The organism is Carboxylicivirga caseinilyticus, from assembly GCF_050589785.1.
Classification (GTDB): Bacteria; Bacteroidota; Bacteroidia; order Bacteroidales; family Marinilabiliaceae; genus Carboxylicivirga; species Carboxylicivirga caseinilyticus.
Window position 1 is genome coordinate 96564 of record NZ_JBNGOX010000002.1, and the last position, 18726, is coordinate 115289.

The 18726-nt window shown below is 37.9% G+C and carries 12 protein-coding genes; 2 read left to right on the forward strand and 10 right to left on the reverse strand.

All coding sequences use genetic code 11. From position 1 onward, the window contains the following. Nucleotides 1–16: 16 nt before the first annotated feature. Nucleotides 17–2983 carry a PEP/pyruvate-binding domain-containing protein gene (locus ACRD62_RS01575; protein ID WP_430818365.1) on the reverse strand — a complete coding sequence of 989 codons (2967 nt, stop codon included), beginning with the start codon at nt 2981–2983 and terminating at the stop codon, nt 17–19. Nucleotides 2984–3021: 38 nt separating this feature from the next. Then, nucleotides 3022–7263, reverse strand: coding sequence for a PEP/pyruvate-binding domain-containing protein (locus ACRD62_RS01580; RefSeq protein WP_430818366.1), 4242 nt, complete (start codon nt 7261–7263; stop codon nt 3022–3024). A 318-nt stretch (nt 7264–7581) separates the two neighbouring features. On the opposite strand from ACRD62_RS01580, the gene gdhA (ACRD62_RS01585) reads away from it, so the two are divergent. Both gdhA (ACRD62_RS01585) and ACRD62_RS01590 read left to right on the forward strand, forming a co-directional pair. Beyond that, nucleotides 7582–8898: an NADP-specific glutamate dehydrogenase gene (gdhA, locus tag ACRD62_RS01585; protein ID WP_430818367.1), complete on the forward strand. Its 1317-nt coding sequence runs from the start codon at nt 7582–7584 to the stop codon at nt 8896–8898. Nucleotides 8899–8979: 81 nt separating this feature from the next. Beyond that, nucleotides 8980–9498 (forward strand): hypothetical protein, encoded by a 519-nt coding sequence (locus tag ACRD62_RS01590; RefSeq protein WP_430818368.1) that lies wholly within the window; start codon nt 8980–8982, stop codon nt 9496–9498. 46 nt (nt 9499–9544) lie between these two features. On the opposite strand, the gene ACRD62_RS01595 is transcribed toward ACRD62_RS01590, so the two are convergent. The 8 genes from ACRD62_RS01595 to ACRD62_RS01630 all read right to left on the reverse strand — a co-directional run bounded on the left by ACRD62_RS01595 (nt 9545) and on the right by ACRD62_RS01630 (nt 18637). Then, complete coding sequence (locus ACRD62_RS01595; RefSeq protein WP_430818369.1) at nt 9545–10018, reverse strand: ExbD/TolR family protein; 474 nt, start codon at nt 10016–10018, stop codon at nt 9545–9547. Between the two features lies 1 nt (nt 10019). After that, nucleotides 10020–10595: an ExbD/TolR family protein gene (locus ACRD62_RS01600; RefSeq protein ID WP_430818370.1), complete on the reverse strand. Its 576-nt coding sequence runs from the start codon at nt 10593–10595 to the stop codon at nt 10020–10022. 56 nt (nt 10596–10651) lie between these two features. Further along, nucleotides 10652–11098 (reverse strand): hypothetical protein, encoded by a 447-nt coding sequence (locus tag ACRD62_RS01605; protein WP_321405628.1) that lies wholly within the window; start codon nt 11096–11098, stop codon nt 10652–10654. Nucleotides 11099–11107: 9 nt separating this feature from the next. Continuing rightward, entirely contained in the window at nt 11108–11923 is an 816-nt protein-coding gene (locus ACRD62_RS01610; protein WP_321405630.1) for a MotA/TolQ/ExbB proton channel family protein, read from the reverse strand. A gap of 158 nt (nt 11924–12081) precedes the next feature. Further along, nucleotides 12082–13110 (reverse strand): asparaginase, encoded by a 1029-nt coding sequence (locus ACRD62_RS01615; RefSeq protein WP_430818371.1) that lies wholly within the window; start codon nt 13108–13110, stop codon nt 12082–12084. Between the two features lie 11 nt (nt 13111–13121). Beyond that, complete coding sequence (locus tag ACRD62_RS01620) at nt 13122–13886, reverse strand: TatD family hydrolase (protein WP_430818372.1); 765 nt, start codon at nt 13884–13886, stop codon at nt 13122–13124. Between the two features lie 174 nt (nt 13887–14060). Next, nucleotides 14061–15401 (reverse strand): NADP-specific glutamate dehydrogenase, encoded by a 1341-nt coding sequence (gene gdhA / locus ACRD62_RS01625; RefSeq protein ID WP_430818373.1) that lies wholly within the window; start codon nt 15399–15401, stop codon nt 14061–14063. 308 nt (nt 15402–15709) lie between these two features. Beyond that, entirely contained in the window at nt 15710–18637 is a 2928-nt protein-coding gene (locus ACRD62_RS01630) for an FAD-binding and (Fe-S)-binding domain-containing protein (RefSeq protein WP_430818374.1), read from the reverse strand. Between the last annotated feature and the right edge of the window lie 89 nt (nt 18638–18726).

An 18726-nucleotide genomic window follows, 5' to 3' on the forward strand; every position in this document is an offset into this window, starting at 1 on the left:
CTTTAACGGTTATTTATCACTGAGCAGGAGGCATTACCAAACCAATGCCTTTCTGACCATCCACTTTAATAATACCTTCTGAAGGCAGTTTCACATGACGAATGAATTCATCTTCATACTCCGCTGGCAAGCCATCCAGATAATCCATGTTAATATATCCTTCGCCAATAGATGGTGTAATCGTAAAATAAGCCACTCTCAGACTGGTTAAATTTTGAAAGAAATGCGTCCCCTGACTAGGATCAACTCTGTAATTCTCCAATCCCATTTCAACAATAACACGGGCAGCCGAAATTTGAGTCCATTTAACCGGTACACCTAACCATGGATCCTGAGATCCCCAGCGACCAGGTCCTATCAGAATATATGATTTATTACTCTGATGAAATGGAGTATTCAACTTTTCAAAGATGGGGGCCAGTTTAGCATTATTAGCAGGGTTGAAGCCATTCTTTTTAATGTAAATTACATCTTTTACACCATTAATGATTCCATTTCCCAAAGCTGACTTGGAATAAATCAGGGTATCTTTTTGATTTACTTCTTCCAGCTTTTCAGCAATGGTTTCTTTACTGTCGACAATTGGTCTGATCTGTAGCAAATAAAAAACAGGAGGATGACCTTGTGGCGTTTGTAAGTCAACTGCAAACTCTATCTCCACAGGCTGATTCATTTCTCGCTGGCCAACTTCCAGTACTTTATGCATTATCTCAGCTAAAGGGAAAGCATCGTATTTCAATACATTGGCAAAAGTAACCAGGCGTAATCCTTTAGCCATCAATCCGTCCCGTATCATGTGTGTATTATAATCATACACCGATCCCAACCAACGTAAGGTTCCATGTTCTTCTGCCACTTTGATGGATAGTTTTTTGATATTAACATCATCATCCACTGAGGCCTTAAAACTATCCGACTTCAAATCAAGAGCATAAAAATTCTTCTGAGTTTCGCGTACTGCCAGATCAGGACTTGATAACTGAAGTATCTTTCTCGGATATTTAGGAGAGAATCGTAAGGTCATTCCTCCTTCGACTATATGTTTACCTAATCCCATGGCAACATTTACAATTCCATCTTCAGCTTTTTCGGGTGCTATCGGGTAAAAATTCACTGAACGTCCAACCCCCGAAAATGTTGGGTAAAATACATCCCCATGACGCTGCCCTACAACCTCCTGCAAAACAATACCCATTCGCTCCTCGTCAATAACATTCATGGTCGCCTCCATATATCTCTTACTGGAATTATAAAACGCAGAAGCATAAACACATTTAACAGCATCGCAAAGCTGATTCAGCACCACTCTTTCATCATCACCTTTAGGAATCATATAGGTTGAATAAATCCCTGCAAAAGGTTGATAATGGCTATCCTCCAGCACACTCGATGAGCGTATGGCAATCGGTCCTTTAATAATTGAAATAAATTTATAGAGATCACCATGAATTCGTTCAGGAAGATGCCCGGCCACAAAAGCTTTCATAATTTCTTCATCCGTAGCATCTGACAATGCAATTGGATAAAGCTTATTTACTTCCATAAACTCGTCAAACACATCCGTACTTAAAACAACCGTTCGAGGAATGGTAATGATTACATCAGAAAGAGTATTCAGGTTTTGGTGTTTTTTGATTAGCATATTTAAGAAAGCCAAACCACGGGCCTTTCCTCCAATGGTTCCTTCACCAATTCGGGTAAACGTAAGATATTCATCAAATTTCTCGCGATAGAATTTTGCAATTACACCACGAGCCTTACTGTAACGAAAACTTGCTATGGTATCAAACAAAAATCTTTTGGTTTCTTCCAGGTCGGCAAAATCTTCAACCTTCAGATACTTGACCACTTCAGCTACAGCAAATAAAGCCCGGGCATTAAGCCATTTGGATACATGATCACGCTTAAAATGATAAAACAAGGATTCATCGGGTATCTGAAAAAGTTTTTCCTGTAACTCTTTCAGATTACTCACTCGGCAAACTTCTATACCAGTTGATGGATCAATGAAAACGAAATCACCAAAAGCCATATAGGTATTGATAAACTCTTTCAGCTCACGGAGTAACGAAGAGGAATGCTTATAAAGAAATCCAACCCTTAAATCTTTAGCCACTTCATCCAGACTTCGATTGGACGACTGTAATAAAAAAGGCATATATGGATTAGCACGCTTAACCAGTTTCGCAAATTTAATTCCAGCCTGGGTATCTTTTATACCCTCTTTATCAAAGGATACATCAGAGATAATTCCCAACAGATTATCATTATACTTTTGATATAATTCAAGAGCTTCTTCATAAGTACGGGCTAATAATATTTTAGGTCGCCCCCGCATGCGCATCATTTTTTGATGCTCATTTAAGCCCTCATCCATAAACTTCTTAGCCTGAGTCAGAATCAAACGATAAATCAATGGCAGATAGCTCGAATAAAAACGTATTGAGTCTTCAATCAATAAAATACATTGAACTCCCACCTCCTCAACATCATGCTGAACATTCATCTCATCCTCAATCAGCTTAATAATAGCAAGCATGATATCTGCATTACCCAACCAACAAAAGATGTAATCAATAGCACTGGTATCCTCACGACGCATCCTGACTGATACTTCGCGTGAAAAAGGTGTCAGTACTACAATGGGAACAGACTCGTAACGTTCTTTTACCTTTTTTGCCATGTTAAAAGGATCCATACCTCCAACACTTAGCATGGTAATAACCAGATCGATTTTTTCCTTTTTCAACACTACAAATGCCTGCTCTGCTGATTCAACATGATAAAATTGCGGAGGATATCTAAGGTTGAGTGAGACGTATTCGTTAAATATTTGCTCATCAATACGTCCGTCTTCCTCAAGCATAAAGGCATCATAACCACTACAGATCAGCAAAACCTTGTGGATGCGTCGTTGCATCAGATGGCTGAATTGTGTTTCGGTAAAATAGTTACTTTGTCGTATATCAAAATGGCTCTTCATTGCGTTGGTGCGAGTTCTTTAAGGTTACTTAATCTATCTCAGACTTCGTTAAAGGTAATAATTGATTTTCGTTTTCGCCCATCCATCCGAATGACAAGTTTTTCTTTAAACCTGATGTGTTTGAAATATTTTGTCTGTTCAATTAATTCCTGCTGATCCAGCACATCCCATCTAATACTATCATCACTACCAGCCTGATGAACTGAGCAATAACCAACATGCATGGATGTAACATTATGAAAAAAATGCGATCCACCGGAAGCTTCCAATGGAAAACCTTCCAGATCGGTTTCCACTATCATTTGAGCATTTGAAATCTGAGTCCACGATACCGGAATTCCAATCCACCTGTCGCGGGTTCCCCATCGACCAGGACCAATCAAAATATAATGTCTTTTTTCAGCCTTCATCTTTTGATTTAAGCGTTCAATCTCCATTGCCATCTCCTGAGTTCTGGCCTTATCAAATCGATCAATATCGATATATATAATATCGGTTACCGTTTTATTTTTACCATTTCCCATACTTTGATTGGACTGCAAAATCACTTTATCTTCATCAATGTGACTCATATTAATGGAATAATTTTGAGCTCCACCCAGTAAAGGTTTTATTTGAAGTAGGTAGAAAGTAGCTCTTCCTCGTTCATCTTTATTCAAATCCACTGCAAATTCAATCTCAACTGGTGATCCCATCGCTTCTTTAACAACATCCAGAACAACTTCAATGGTTTTGGCCAGAGGTATATAATTGTATTTAAGAATATTGGCAAAATTAAGTATTCTGGGACCTGACTGATCCAACCCAGGCTGAATGGTCTGGTCATCGGGATTATAAACCGAAGCCAGGTGTTTGAGTGTTCCATGCATCTCTGCTTCCATACTATCCAAACGAACCAATCCGGCTGTTTCTCCCTCCAGTAAATTGAGATCGAACTTACTGAGGTCGACAGCATAAAATTCTGTTTGAGAATTCTTTAATTGATCTTTTGGTGAATTATTGTCCAGATCGGGATAAACCGGACAAAAACGGAGTGCTTTCTCACCATCCACCACATATTTACCAAAACCAAGAGCCAGAACAGCAAAACCATCCTCCGGATTCATATGACCAAACGAATAGTAATTATACGATTGCGCAACCCCACTTATATGAGGATAAAAAACATTCTCGTGCTGTCGCCCCACTGCTTCCTGGATAATTACGGCCATTTTCTCCTCTTCCACTTTAAAGTCCACTGCCTCGGTAAATGCTCTTGCTGTATCGCTGAATACAGATGCAAAAACCAGTTTAACAGCATTACAAAGCTGTCTCAACCGCTCTTCCACATCTTTATGATTATTGGGTAGAAGATATGTTTCAAACACTCCTGAGAATGGCTGTTTCTGACTATCTTCCAATAGACCCGATGAACGAACTGCTATTGGAGATGAAAAAATAGTTAGTAACCTTTTAAGTCGATGTATCAATGTTTGAGACAATTCTCCTTCGAGAAACATTTTTTTAATCTGATGATAAGTTAGTTCACGAAAGATCAGTTCATGAAAATTATTGCGTTCCATAAACAATTCAAACTCATCGGTACCAATCACTGTAGTGCGTGGTGTTCTTATGTTAATCCCGGAAACATGAGCATCAAAATCAAAATTATATAGTAATGTATTAATAAATGACAAGCCTCTGCCCTTTCCTCCCAATGAACCTCCGGCCAGACTCACAATATTACTATCATCCAGGGTGTCAATCTCATCAAAATCTATTACTTTGCCCTGATTCTTTTCTTCGCGGTGTGATTTTATAATATTTAAAAGATAAGTCCTGATACTTTCTGTATCATCAAAATCACTGATGCGATAAGGTGCTATCATTTTAGCAATCTTGAATTCACCGCGCGCCATTAGCCAAAGTGAAAAGTGATTCTTTTTGGCATGGTACTCAACTGATTCAATGGGCACATTCCTCAGATTCTGTTCAAATTCCTTTAGATTACGGGCAATGGCAATGTTTCTACCTTTAGCATCCTTATAAACAAAATTACCAAAGCCAAGATAATGACTGATAAAGGTTTTAATATCCTGCAAAAGGCTCTCACTGTACTTATTAATAAAGACTGTTTTTAATTCATAAGCATCCTGTGAATATTCAATCTTAGAACTTTGTAAAATTACCGGCAGATCCTTAATCTGCTCCTTGGCATAATTTACCAATTCAAATCCTGCGTTTGCATCCAGCCTTCCATTATGAGAGAATTCAACATCCGAAATCAAGCACAAGAGGTAATCCTGATACTTTTTAAAGATGTCCAGTGCTTCTTCGTAATTTATGGCCAGCAGCACCTTGGGGCGGGCTTTTAACCTTAATACAGCATATAATTCATCACCCTGCACATCATCGATTAAACGACGTGTTTGTTCCAGCACACTGGCATAGAGCAATGGTAAATATTTTGAATAGTACCTTACAGAATCTTCCACCAACAAGATAACCCTTGCCAAACCAATCTCTGTATCATTCTCAACATTAACCCTATCCTCCAGATGAAATACCATTGATGAAAAAACTTTGGGATCACCATTCCAAACAAAAATCTCATCTAAAACACCTAACTCACGTTGACGCCCCTGAAAATATGGGATATCAGTATCATTGTTGAGCAACATAAAAATTGGGATGTAAGGAAATTCCTTTTTCACCATCTTGCTTAGTTTGACGGGTGATTTTTTCTCCACACCCACCATCACAATGATTAAATCAAAATGTTTCTCATTCAGTTTTTCTAACGCCTCTTCATAAGTTGTAACTCCAGTTACCCTAGGCAATGATGAAAGATGCATCTGGTAAAAACTGCCCATTATCTGTTCTGAGAATCTCCCCTCATTTTCAATGGCATAAGCATCATAAAGGTTGGCAACCAATAAAATTTCTTTTACCCTGAAAGGCATTAAATCGTGATATATATCCCTGGCTGCATTATTCTTATGCATAAAGTTCTGCAACAGGTGCTTACTTCCTTTTGTTACAGAACTCCTTTTTTCAATTGTATTCTTTGCAAATGCCAAATGACTGTTGGGCTTTCTGATCTTATCCATCAGGTTACGGGCTTCCAGACTATTCAAATAACCAACAATCAGATTTCCAAGGTTTGATATCAAATCATTTTCTTCATTAAGGAATAACTCTTCCTTGGTTTTAGCCAACTCCTTTAGGTAATAAATTTCAATCAATCCTTTTTTACCATTAATGGTTTCGAAGTTGTGACGTAATACCCATGGTGATTTAACAAAGCCTGAACTCAAATATTCTTCACCCTCAAAAACAATGCGTGCAACTGAATATTCGGGATGTTGCATACCTGCCGGAATATACTCAACAATATGAGTAAGAGTATAAGGCACCGGCATCTGAAGACTTATAATTCTTGATGTTTCATTAATCGTTTTCAGTTCTTTGACGCGCTCCTGTCGTGCCAGTTTTTCTTCTTGTGCCAGCTTTGCATTTAAAAAATCTGTTATTAATCTGGCCAGATTAATTAGAAGATCTCTCTCTTCACTCAAAAAAGGATCGCCTGAATAGAATGAAAAATCCCGTATGTAAAAAACATCTATTGAACCTGATTTGCCATCAGTAGTTTTAAAACGCTGTGTTTGCACCCATTCTGTTTCTACAAAAAATTCGCTCAGATACTCTTTGTTGCCATAGGTAATCCGGGAAACAGCATATTCAGGATATTGCCAGCCAGATGGAAGAATAAAGGCAACTTGCTGCAAAACATCGTCAACTGACTTACCTTGATTGATGATGCGGGTAGTTCTATTGATAGTAGATAATTCCTTAAGTCTCTCAATTGATTCGGAATGATTGCGTTCAGCAACAATGGTATTAATATAATTGGAAAGCATTCGGGCTGTTTGATTGATAAGTAGCCTTTCTGACCTTAAAAAAGGCCCTTCATCCTTTTCTTCAGCGGGTTCGAGATAAAACAAATCAATGGCTCCCTTCTCACCATCTATAGTAGTAAAACGCTCTGTAAGGCCCCATTCCGTTTCAGCAAAGTTATTTGTTTGAGCATGACATTTCTTATAATAAATTCTCACACCAACCTTGGCCGGCTTTTCCAATCCATGAGGTAACACATTTAAAACCTCTTCCAATGTTTCATCTATTGGATTGTCCTGCATTAATATCTCCCACAATGTATTAATTGTTTCTAAAACGTTACCTGAACTTTTATCATCAGGAACGGTATGGAGATGATTGAGCTGAGGCCAATTACGTTGCATATACTTAGCTGTTTGATACTTAAAAGATACAAAATCAAATCAACTTTTAGTCAAATAATATATGAATGATTGTTTTAAATGTGTGAATAAATACTTTCTAATATCTATTTAAGTGTTATTATTCACATTTTTATAGCTTCTTGTTAATTTATTTTGTACCTTTTTATTTTTCTTGACAAGTCATTTTAAACTAGTGATTGATAATGTTTTAATTAAAGGAATAAGAATCTAATAGGTAACAATAACCATATTACTCAATTAACAACCCTTTAATGTAATTAGTATGTCACACACTCATCATTAGGCATTAACGCCTTTATGGCCGAATTAATGGCCAAAAATCCCGCCGAACCTGAATTCCATCAGGCAGTACATGAGGTTGTAGAATCTTTGGATGAGTTTCTGGATGAAAATCCAAAATACAGACACGCTCGTATCCTAGAAAGAATTGTTGAACCTGAACGGGTTATCATGTTCAGAGTACCGTGGATCAACGACAAAGGAGAAATGTGTGTAAACCGAGGCTATCGAATCGAAATGAACAGTGCTATCGGTCCTTACAAGGGAGGTTTACGCTTTCACCCAACGGTAAATTTAGGAATTCTTAAATTTTTGGCTTTTGAGCAAGTGTTTAAAAACAGCCTGACAACCTTACCCATGGGAGGTGGTAAAGGCGGTAGTGATTTCGATCCCAAAGGAAAGTCTGATAACGAAGTGATGCGATTCTGTCAGAGTTTCATGACGGAGTTGTATCGACATATTGGGCCAGACACGGATGTTCCTGCCGGAGATATTGGTGTGGGAGGTCGAGAAATTGGCTTCCTTTACGGACAATACAAACGTATTAAAAATGAATTCACAGGTGTTCTTACTGGTAAAGGACTTAATTACGGAGGTAGTTTAATTCGTCCTGAGGCTACAGGATACGGCAATGTTTATTTTGCCCAGGAAATGCTGAAAACCCGTAACGAAACATTCAAAAACAAAACAGTACTCGTATCAGGTTCAGGCAATGTTGCTCAATACACAGTTGAAAAGGTTAATGACCTGGGTGGCAAAGTTGTGACTCTTTCCGATTCTAATGGCTATATATACGACCCCAATGGAATCGATCCTGAGAAACTAAAATTTGTTATGTATCTGAAAAATGTAAAACGAGGCCGAATAAAAGAATATGCAGATAAGTATGGTGCTAAATACATAGCAAGTGAAAGGCCATGGTTAGAAAAAGGTGAAATTGCATTACCCAGTGCTACCCAAAATGAAATTAGCGAAATTGAAGCCATCACGCTGGTTCAAAATGGCTGCTATTGTGTTTCTGAAGGAGCTAATATGCCATCCACACCTGAAGCAATTCATATTTTTCAGGATAAAGGTATCCTCTTTGGTCCGGGTAAAGCTGCCAATGCAGGTGGAGTTGCTGTATCAGGGCTTGAGATGACACAAAACAGCATGAGACTTAACTGGACAAGAGAAGAAGTAGATAATCGCTTACAAATGATAATGCAAGGTATTCATTCAACTTGTTGCCAATACGGAACAAAAGACAATGGATTTATTAATTATGTAGATGGTGCCAATATTGGAGGTTTTGTAAAAGTAGCAGATGCAATGCTGTCTCAAGGGGCTGTTTAACGTATCAGCTAATTAGTATTAAAACACCTGATAAACAATACGCTATAATCAGGTGTTTTTATTTGTACTAATCATACTATTATGAAATACATTTATATCCTTATTTCACTTTTCGTTTTCCTGTCTTGCCATCCCTCAAAACAAACAAGTTCAGAACAAGCTACATTCTTTCAGTTTGAGATTGAAACCAAATTAAAAGGTGAGCCAGAATTAATATATGACAAATTAACTGGTGACATTAGTCCATGGTGGGATCATACCTTCAGTGAAAAGCCTTATCAACTCTACATCGAAGCAAAACCAGGTGGTGGTTTTTTTGAAATTTTTGATGAATCAGGTGACGGAGTCAGGCATGCAGTGGTTACAGGTGCACAAAGAGGTAAATTACTTCGGATGGAAGGACCTTTAGGATTAGCAGGTCATGCTCTTAACCTTGTTTGCACTTACAACCTATCTTCTGCAGAAGATTCAACTATTATTAAACTGGAAGTTCACGGATCTGGCGAGTACCAGGATGAATGGCCAGAGGTAATTGAGAAAGTATGGTCACACTTCCTTATAGAACAGTTTAAACCATATTGGGAAGAATCGATCAAATAAAAAAGGGAGCATAAATGCTCCCTTCTATTATTTCTATAAAATTCAATTATTTCACTTCAGCTTTTTCGCTTGCAGAGTAGTTAATCTTTAACGCTGCAGCTTTACGCAAAGCTTGCTTAATTTCTGTGATAACACCCATTGGGCAGTCTTTGTCTGCTTTGATAGAAGTAGTCATTTTTGGCTGATCACTTTCTTTCATCGCATCCCTTGCTTGCGCAATATAACTTTGAATGTCGTCAACAGTAGCAAATTGATCATTTAACTGAATTCTTGGTTCACTACCATATAATGATCTGTACTTACCAGTTGGCACACCCACATAAATAAATGTTACCAACTCTTTTTTCTCCAGTTTTGATAATTCAGTCGCTTGTGCAGGAGCAATGTTAACCATTAGATCCACCTCTTTCATAGTTGTTGAAACCATGAAGAAGAAAAGCAACATAAATACAATATCTGGTAAGGAGGACGTATTAATAGCTTGCTGGCCTCCACTCTTCTTTTTTCTGAATTTAGCCATTCTATTTACCTCCTATATTTTTAGGTTCAGCTTCAGAAATCTTTTGAGGTATGATGGTACGAATTGCATCCTGCTCTTCTTTTTCCAAGTCATCATAATCCTTGCCAAATTTACGTTTCGCTAAATCCTGTCTCAGTTCATTAATAGCACGCTGAAGTTCGTTTTGAACCATCAAATAAGTTTGGTATTGAGTTCCATTATCTGTTTGTAATGAAATCACACCTTTTGTAATCATTTGCACTCCAAAGAAAGGCACTTCTGCTTCTTTCTTCTCAGGCAAATTATCTTTATCCAATGGATTCTCAATAAACTCCTTAGTTGCTTCAGTCAACTCTTCCATACTCATTGGTTTACCTTCTACCAGTAACTGATTGTTACTGTTCACCAATACCGTAAATACATTTCGCTCCTTAATTGGAGGTGTATCATCAGGCTGATCTTCCTGCATTGGAGGAAGTAAACGAGCCAAACCAGTATCAGTGTCCATGGTAGTAGTAACCAAGAAGAAGATCAATAATAGGAAGGCGATATCCGCCATTGACCCTGCATTTACTTCCTGTACTTCTCTTTTTCCCATAAACGATTATACTTTTATGGTCCCTTGACTAACCGAGATTAATCAAGCAGGGACAATTATTTAAATAGTCGAGATAATTCTGAATAAAGGATTGCAATTACAGCAACTCCAAACAGAATGTACATTCCATATAACATAGTACCTGCCATGGCTAACATGCTAGGCACATTATCAGGACCTTGATAACCTATAATATCTAACGGAGTAGTATCTGCTAATGCATAAGAAACAAGCACTACAATAAGTAATAATCCCATAGAGATTAGTGTTCTTACTGCATTTTTTGGATGCATTACCAGGTTAAAAACTTCCGCTAACAATGTAATACCTCCTGTCAAAAACACTAACAAAATACCCCAGTTTAAGAATGCATTAGTATAAACTGGTGTAGTATAAGCAGCCCCTTCAACTTCGCCACCGAAGAAGAACATTGCTGCAAATACCAATGTTATTGCTAACAACAGGTATAGAACAATATTTAAAATTTTTGAAAGCTTAGTCATAACGACAGATTATTTTTTCATGTTGAACTTTACCAAAATATCTAGAAGCGAGATAGAAGCATCTTCCATTGTATTTACAATACTATCGATTTTTGCAACGATGTAGTTGTAAAATACTTGTAGAATCATAGCTACGATCAAACCAGATACTGTAGTAATCAACGCTACTTTAATACCACCTGCTACTGCTGATGCTGAGATAGTACCCATAGACTGAATATTATCGAAAGCTTCGATCATACCAATTACAGTACCCATAAACCCAAGCATAGGAGCCATAGAGATAAATAAAGAAATCCAGGTTAAACCTTTTTCCAAAAGACCCATTTGAACTGATCCGTAAGAAACAACTGACTTCTCAACTACTTCAATACCTTCATCGAAACGATCAAGACCTTGGTAGAAAATAGAAGCAACAGGACCTCTGGTATTACGGCATACTTCTTTAGCAGCTTCAACACCTCCGTCACTCAATGCATTCTCAATGTTTTGAAGTAACTTCTTAGTATTTGTAGAAGCTAAATTCAAATAAATAATTCTTTCAATACAGATTGCTAAACCAAAAATCAAGGCTAACAATACAAAACTCATAAAGATAGCACCACCTTCGATGAATTTTGCTTTAATCTGCTTGTGAATACCCTTTGGTGCTTCAGGTTGAGCAGCTTCATCTGCTACTTCTGTTGCTGGTTCTTCACTAACTGCTGGTTCTTCAGTTACCTGCTCTGTAGCTTCAGCTACATTTTCCTCGTCCTGAGCATACAAGGCATTGGCACCTAAACTCAGCATTCCAAATACTGCTAAAAACGCAAATAGCTTTTTCATAGTCTGCTAAAAATTTTGATTCGTATCAGTTTTGTTAATACTTCAAATAATTCTTACTGTTTATCCCTTAAGTCTTAAACTTTTAGACCGTCAGTAGATAAAAATCCTTTAATTTTTCAGGCATGCAAAATACAAAAAAAATGCCAATTACAAACTTTCTATATATATATTTCGCCATGAAGCGACTTATTAAGATTGTTTTTAATCTCCTCCTTGGAATTCGTATTGGCTAAGAGATACATCAATTTCGTAATTGCCGATTCTGTTGTCATATCATGCCCACTGATAACACCCATTTCCAGAAGATGAACTCCTGTTTCGTAACGCCACATCTCCACGCTCCCTGCAAGACATTGTGTAACATTAACAATTATTAATCCTCTGGCCAGTGCATCTTCTATTTCTTTTAAAAACCATTTTTGTGTAGGTGCATTACCCGAACCATAAGTTTCAAGTACCACAGCCTTTAATCCATTAACAGACAGCACAGCCCTAACAACCTCTTTATTAATGCCTGGAAACATTCGCAGAAGAGCCACATTGGTATCCATCTTTTTTGAAACTTTAAAAGCGCCACTCATGGTTTTATACCTAATATAAGGGTAGTTGTATTTTATATGAATCCCTGCTTCGGCCAAAGGTGGATAGTTATCAGATCGGAATGCCCTGAAATGCTCTGCATTATACTTTGTGGTACGGTTACCTCTGAACAATTTTTCATTAAAATATATACATACCTCAGGCACCAGGGCCTGACGATTTTTTTGAGCTGCAGCAATCTCGAGGGCTGTGATAAGATTTTCTTTTCCATCAGTTCTGATTGTGCCTAAAGGAAGTTGACTACCCGTTAAGATAACAGGCTTCTTTAAATTTGTTAGCATAAAACTCAATGCACTTGCAGTATATGCCATCGTATCAGTGCCATGCAGAATAACAAACCCATCATAAAGAGCATAGTTTTCTTCGATAATCTCTACTATCTTAACCCATATATCAGGGTTCATATCTGAAGAATCCACCAAAGGATCGAACGAATAACTCTTTACATTAAAGTCAAACTTCTTTAATTCAGGAACTTGCTTTGAAACCTTTTCAAAATCGAATGGAACCAGGGTGTTGGTCTCCGGGTCTATTACCATACCTATGGTACCTCCTGTATATATTATAAGAACTTGTCTTTCTTCCATAATTTAAAACACTATATATTAAATATGTGTGATGCATTATCGCTCGTATGGGCGATAATAAGGTCTAAAGGCATATCATACACCTGACTTAATGTATGGGCGACTTTTTCGATATAGGCTGGTTGATTTCTTTTACCCCGATACGGAACAGGTGCCAGATAAGGTGCATCGGTTTCCAAAACCAGTTTATTTAAAGGCACTTCTTTTAACACATCCCGCAAATGAGTGTTTTTAAAAGTAACCACTCCGTTAATTCCCATCATAAAAGAACCATATTCAACAATGCGTTTAGCATCATTAATATCACCTGTGAAACTATGAAAAACTCCTTTCAGCTTTTCATCCAGCTGTCTTTCTACCACTTCAAACACTTCCGAAAATGCATCACGACAATGAATGACAATTGGTAAGTCGAGCTCTTTTGCCCAAATAATTTGCTGCTCAAATGCCTCCATTTGTTCTTTTACAAAGGTTTTATCCCAATATAAATCAATACCAATTTCTCCGACAGCAATATATGAACGCTGATCAAGCCAGTTTTTAACTATCTCCAGTTCTTTTTTATAATCCTCTTTGATAGAAGTTGGATGCACCCCCATCATTGCAGTGCACATTTCTGAAAATTCACTTTCTGTCTGATGCATTCTTTCTATGGATGAAGCATCAACATTGGGCAATAATATTTTTTTTACACCGACTTCACGAGCCGCTTTAATTATTTCTAATCTGTCCTGATCAAATTCTTCGGAGTAAATATGCGAATGCGTATCAATCAAAATATTCTACTTTAATATATTCTCAATGCAAAATTAACTCATTTTATCAATCACCCCTTTATTTACAGGGGTAAATCTCATTTTTAAATTAATTATTGAGCTTTTGATTATTTCATATTAAAACAAAGCCGCTTATTGAATCATAAGCGGCTTCATCAATATTTCATAAAAGAATTATACTATACCCTGAGCAATCATAGCGTCAGCTACTTTTACAAAGCCTCCAATATTTGCTCCTTTAATGTAGTTAACCTTACCACTTGGTTCGGTTCCAAAGCGCACACACGTATTATGAATATTGGTCATAATCTGATCGAGACGTTCATCCACTTCTTTCTCAGACCAACCCAAACGCATACTGTTCTGTGTCATTTCTAAACCAGAAACAGCAACACCTCCTGCATTCACTGCCTTGCCCGGCGCAAAAACAATCTTGTCGGTTGCTAAATAAGCTGCTTCAGTGGTACATCCCATGTTAGATGCTTCTGCAATCATCTGGCAACCATTATCAATTAACATCCGTGCATCCTTCTCATTCAATTCATTTTGAATTGCACAAGGAATGGCAATATCCACTTTTTGCTCCCATGGTTTTTTGCCAGCAAAAAACTTAGCCTCAGGATAACGTTCAGCATATGGTGCTACCACATCCATATTAGATGCACGAAGCTCCAACATATATTCAATCTTATCATCAGATACTCCTTCAGGATCGTATATATAACCATCCGGTCCTGAAATAGTCACCACCTTGGCACCGTATTCAACAGCTTTAATCGCAGCTCCCCAAGCAACATTCCCAAATCCGGAAATAGCCACCGTCTTGCCTTCCAGCTTTTCGCCTCTGACAGCCAACATCTCACGGACAAAATAAATGGCGCCAAAACCAGTTGCTTCGGGACGAATTAAACTTCCTCCAAACTCGGCTCCTTTACCCGTTAAAACTCCCGTAAATTCGTTGCGCAGCTTCTTATATTGTCCAAACAGATAACCGATTTCTCGACCACCCACACCAATATCACCGGCAGGCACATCGGTATTAGGTCCGATATGACGATACAATTCGCTCATAAAAGCCTGACAAAAGCGCATTATTTCTAGATCCGACTTGCCTTTGGGATTGAAATCTGATCCTCCTTTACCACCACCCATAGGCAATGTGGTTAAACTATTCTTAAATGTTTGTTCAAAACCTAAGAATTTCAGTCCGCTCAAAGTAACACTCGGGTGAAAACGCAATCCACCTTTATATGGACCAATTGCCGAATTGAACTCAACACGATAACCTCGGTTTACCTGAACCTCACCGCTATCGTCAACCCATGGAACACGAAACATGATTACCCTTTCAGGCTCAGTCATGCGCTCCAAGATCTTAGCTTTAATATAATGTGGATTTTCCTGATAAAAATCCCATACTGTTTCTACTACTTCCTGCACAGCTTGCAAAAATTCGTCTTCGCCCGGGTTCTTAACCCTAACGCTATCCATGAATTCCTTCATCTTAGTATCCATATCGAATAGTTTTTATTTGGATCTTTTTATGTAACCAAAAATAGATATTTTAAAACAACATCCTTATAAATTGTAAGGAAAAGAATAAAAATCAACTTTTGACATATTACGCTGAATATCAATTTTTTGTTATTGCCTTAAATATGATTTTTATCACTCTATGATAAATATCACCATTTAAAGAACCACTTCAAACTTCGAAATTGTAAGTAAACTTAAAAAATGATCCACATTTAATCTCTTCAACCATTAATAAAATGTAGTGAAGGATCAACCTTTTTTTCATCTAAAAATAAATTTGGAAGCTCCTATTTTAAGGCTTCAAACAATACTTCTACAGGATGAATAGCAGCTACATCTGTGCCATCTTTTATCTGATGTCGACATGAAGTACCTGCCGCAACTATAAGCGAGCGCTCTTTGTTCTCTCTAACATCCGGAAACAGCACCAACTCACCTATCTTCATTGATAAATCGTAGTGTTCTTTTTCGTAACCAAATGAACCCGCCATACCACAACAACCAGAAGGAATTTCATCAGCCCTATAATTAATTGGAATTTCAAGAACCTTTTTAGTATAAGAAGTATCTGACAATGCTTTTTGGTAACAATGAGCATGAAAACGAATATTCTTTTCATCTTCTACAAAAAGTGATTGATCAATCTTTCCTTCATCCAACTCTTTGGCCATAAATTCCTCAAAAGTAAAGGTGTATCTGGCAAGCTGCAGGGCTTTTTCCTTTAAATAGGTGGGCACCAATTCCGGGTATTCATCTCTGATGGTTAGAATTGCAGATGGTTCTACCCCAACTAAAGGATTTTTTTCATCGACTACATCCGAAAGAGCCAGCACATTTTTGACAGCCAACACTTTTGCATCACCCACCAATCCTTTTGACAAAAAGGTACGACCACTCTCTGCATGATATGGAACTGATACACTATAACCCAATTTTTCCAATAACAGAATCGTTTTAATTCCAATTGGCGTGTCATTATAATTGGTAAACTCATCGGCAAACAACATCACATTCCGATTAGTCTCTTTGATTGCATGATTCTTAGCCCATTTTCTTAAGGTAAAAGAATGAAGTTTTGGCAAACTTCGTTTTGAAGAAAATGAAAACAATGATTCTGTAATGCTTCCTGTAATTTTCAATCCTACTCCTTTATTATATAGGTATGGCCAAATCATAAAAAGCTGGTTCAACTTTGGCAAACGACCAATAAGTTTGTTTCGCAAAGGCGTACCATATCTTTGATGATACTCATGCAGAAACTCTGCTTTCAGTTTGGTCATATCTACACTGCTCGGGCATTCTGATTTACATGCTTTACATGAAAGGCAAAGATCCAATACCGCTTTCACTTCATCAAAACCCATTTTATCATCAGGCAAGCCACCTGTAAATAGTTCACGAAGCATATTCGCACGCGCCCGGGTCGTCTGCCGCTCATCTCGCGAACCCATATAACTCGGACACATAGTCCCTCCAATCAAATGACTTTTTCTGCAGTCGGCCGAACCATTACAACGTTCTGCAGCACGCACCATCCCTAGAGTCTTTGACCAATCAAACAATGGCTTTGAAATAACATCTTTCTTTACCTGCCTGTAACGCAGCGATGTATTCATCTGAGGCGTATCGGTAATCTTTCCCGGATTAAATAAATTTTCAGGATCAAATATCTCCTTGACTTCCTTAAATAACTGATAGTTCTGCTCACCCACCATTAAAGGAATAAATTCACCACGCAAACGACCATCACCATGCTCCCCGCTTAGCGAACCACGGTATTTCTTTACCAAATGAGCAACATCCTCAGCAATGTCGTGAAATAGCTGCACATCTTCAGGACGTTTCATATTTAAGACCGGACGTAAATGCAACTCTCCGGTTCCGATATGAGCATAATAAACACAATCTTTTCCATAGCTCCCAAGTACGTTATTAACATCAGCTATGTAATCCGGTAAATCAACAGGTCTTACCGCAGTATCTTCTATAACAGGAACCGGCAAATCATCGCCCGGCATATTTGACAACACCCCTAATCCAGCCTTTCGAAGAGCCCATACCTTTCCAATTTCGCTGCCGTGAAGAACAGGATAAGCATACCCATATCCTTGTTCTTGCATAGTCGTTATCATTTGACTTGCCAACTGATCAATCTCCTCCTTAGTATCACGGGCAAACTCAACCAACAACAATGCTGCCGGATCTCCCTCAACAAAAAAACGGTTCTTGTTCTGTAATGGATTATCCTTTGTAAGATCCATTATGGTTTTATCCATTAGCTCAACAGCGCCAGGATTATATTTGAGTGCAATCAGATTAGCCTTTAACGCATCTTCTATTGAATTTAGGTGTACACAAACTAATCCCTTCTCTTTGGGTGGTACCGATACCAGATTGAGTTTAATTTCTGTTGTAAACATCAAGGTTCCTTCTGAACCAGCCATCAGCTTACACAAATTGAATTGCTCTCCATCTTCATTAAAAGGTAGTGTATCCAATAACATATCCAATGCATACCCGGTATTTCTCCGATGTATCTCCGGATGCGGAAATTCCTTTTTTATCGATTTACGGTTTTCCTTATTAGAAAGAATATCTCTTAACCCTCTGTAAATATCTCCTTCGAAATTCTCCTGACGACACTTACTGTCGAATTCCCATTTCTGTAATGATTTAAAATGAACCGAATCACCATTCGATAAAAAACCTTTCAATTCCAGGGTATGATCGCGAGTACTACCATATATCAATGAATGAGCACCACATGAATTATTGCCCACCATACCTCCCATCATACAACGGCTCGAAGTAGAAGTTTCAGGTCCAAAAAATAAATCGTACTGCTTGAGATATTGATTTAATTCATCCAAAACAACACCAGGCTCTACCCTTACCCATTTCTCCTCTTTATTAACCTCCAGGATCTTATTCATATAACGACCAACATCAACAATCAAACCGGCACCAACCACCTGGCCAGCCAGTGAAGTACCAGCTGTACGCGGAACAATTGGAATATTATTCTGAGCTGCAAACTTCACAATTGTTGAAACATCATTTACATCACGAGGACGCACAACACCTAATGGCTGCTCAAAATAGGCTGATGCATCAGTGGAATAAACCTGAAGGGAAGTATTATCAAAAAGTAGATCGCCTTTGATTTTGCTTTGTAATTCATCAAAAGGGTACGGTTCGTCCAGTTGGGTATTCATTAGCTTTGATCAATGATTAGTTAAACGAATTTATGAATTTTATTCTTTTTCATATCGTTACATTAACAGGAAAATCCGATTAAGTTTTT

Excerpts from the sequence above, each read along its gene's own strand:
- ACRD62_RS01595 (WP_430818369.1), bottom strand. The coding sequence starts at position 10,018 with ATGGCTAAATTCAGAAAAAAGAAGAGTGGAGGCCAGCAAGCTATTAAT.
- gdhA (WP_430818367.1), top strand. The coding sequence starts at position 7,582 with ATGGCCGAATTAATGGCCAAAAATCCCGCCGAACCTGAATTCCATCAG.
- ACRD62_RS01600 (WP_430818370.1), bottom strand. The coding sequence starts at position 10,595 with ATGGGAAAAAGAGAAGTACAGGAAGTAAATGCAGGGTCAATGGCGGAT.
- ACRD62_RS01590 (WP_430818368.1), top strand. The coding sequence starts at position 8,980 with ATGAAATACATTTATATCCTTATTTCACTTTTCGTTTTCCTGTCTTGC.
- gdhA (WP_430818373.1), bottom strand. The coding sequence starts at position 15,401 with ATGGATACTAAGATGAAGGAATTCATGGATAGCGTTAGGGTTAAGAAC.
- ACRD62_RS01580 (WP_430818366.1), bottom strand. The coding sequence starts at position 7,263 with ATGCAACGTAATTGGCCTCAGCTCAATCATCTCCATACCGTTCCTGAT.
- ACRD62_RS01610 (WP_321405630.1), bottom strand. The coding sequence starts at position 11,923 with ATGAAAAAGCTATTTGCGTTTTTAGCAGTATTTGGAATGCTGAGTTTA.
- ACRD62_RS01630 (WP_430818374.1), bottom strand. The coding sequence starts at position 18,637 with ATGAATACCCAACTGGACGAACCGTACCCTTTTGATGAATTACAAAGC.
- ACRD62_RS01575 (WP_430818365.1), bottom strand. The coding sequence starts at position 2,983 with ATGAAGAGCCATTTTGATATACGACAAAGTAACTATTTTACCGAAACA.
- ACRD62_RS01615 (WP_430818371.1), bottom strand. The coding sequence starts at position 13,110 with ATGGAAGAAAGACAAGTTCTTATAATATATACAGGAGGTACCATAGGT.
- ACRD62_RS01605 (WP_321405628.1), bottom strand. The coding sequence starts at position 11,098 with ATGACTAAGCTTTCAAAAATTTTAAATATTGTTCTATACCTGTTGTTA.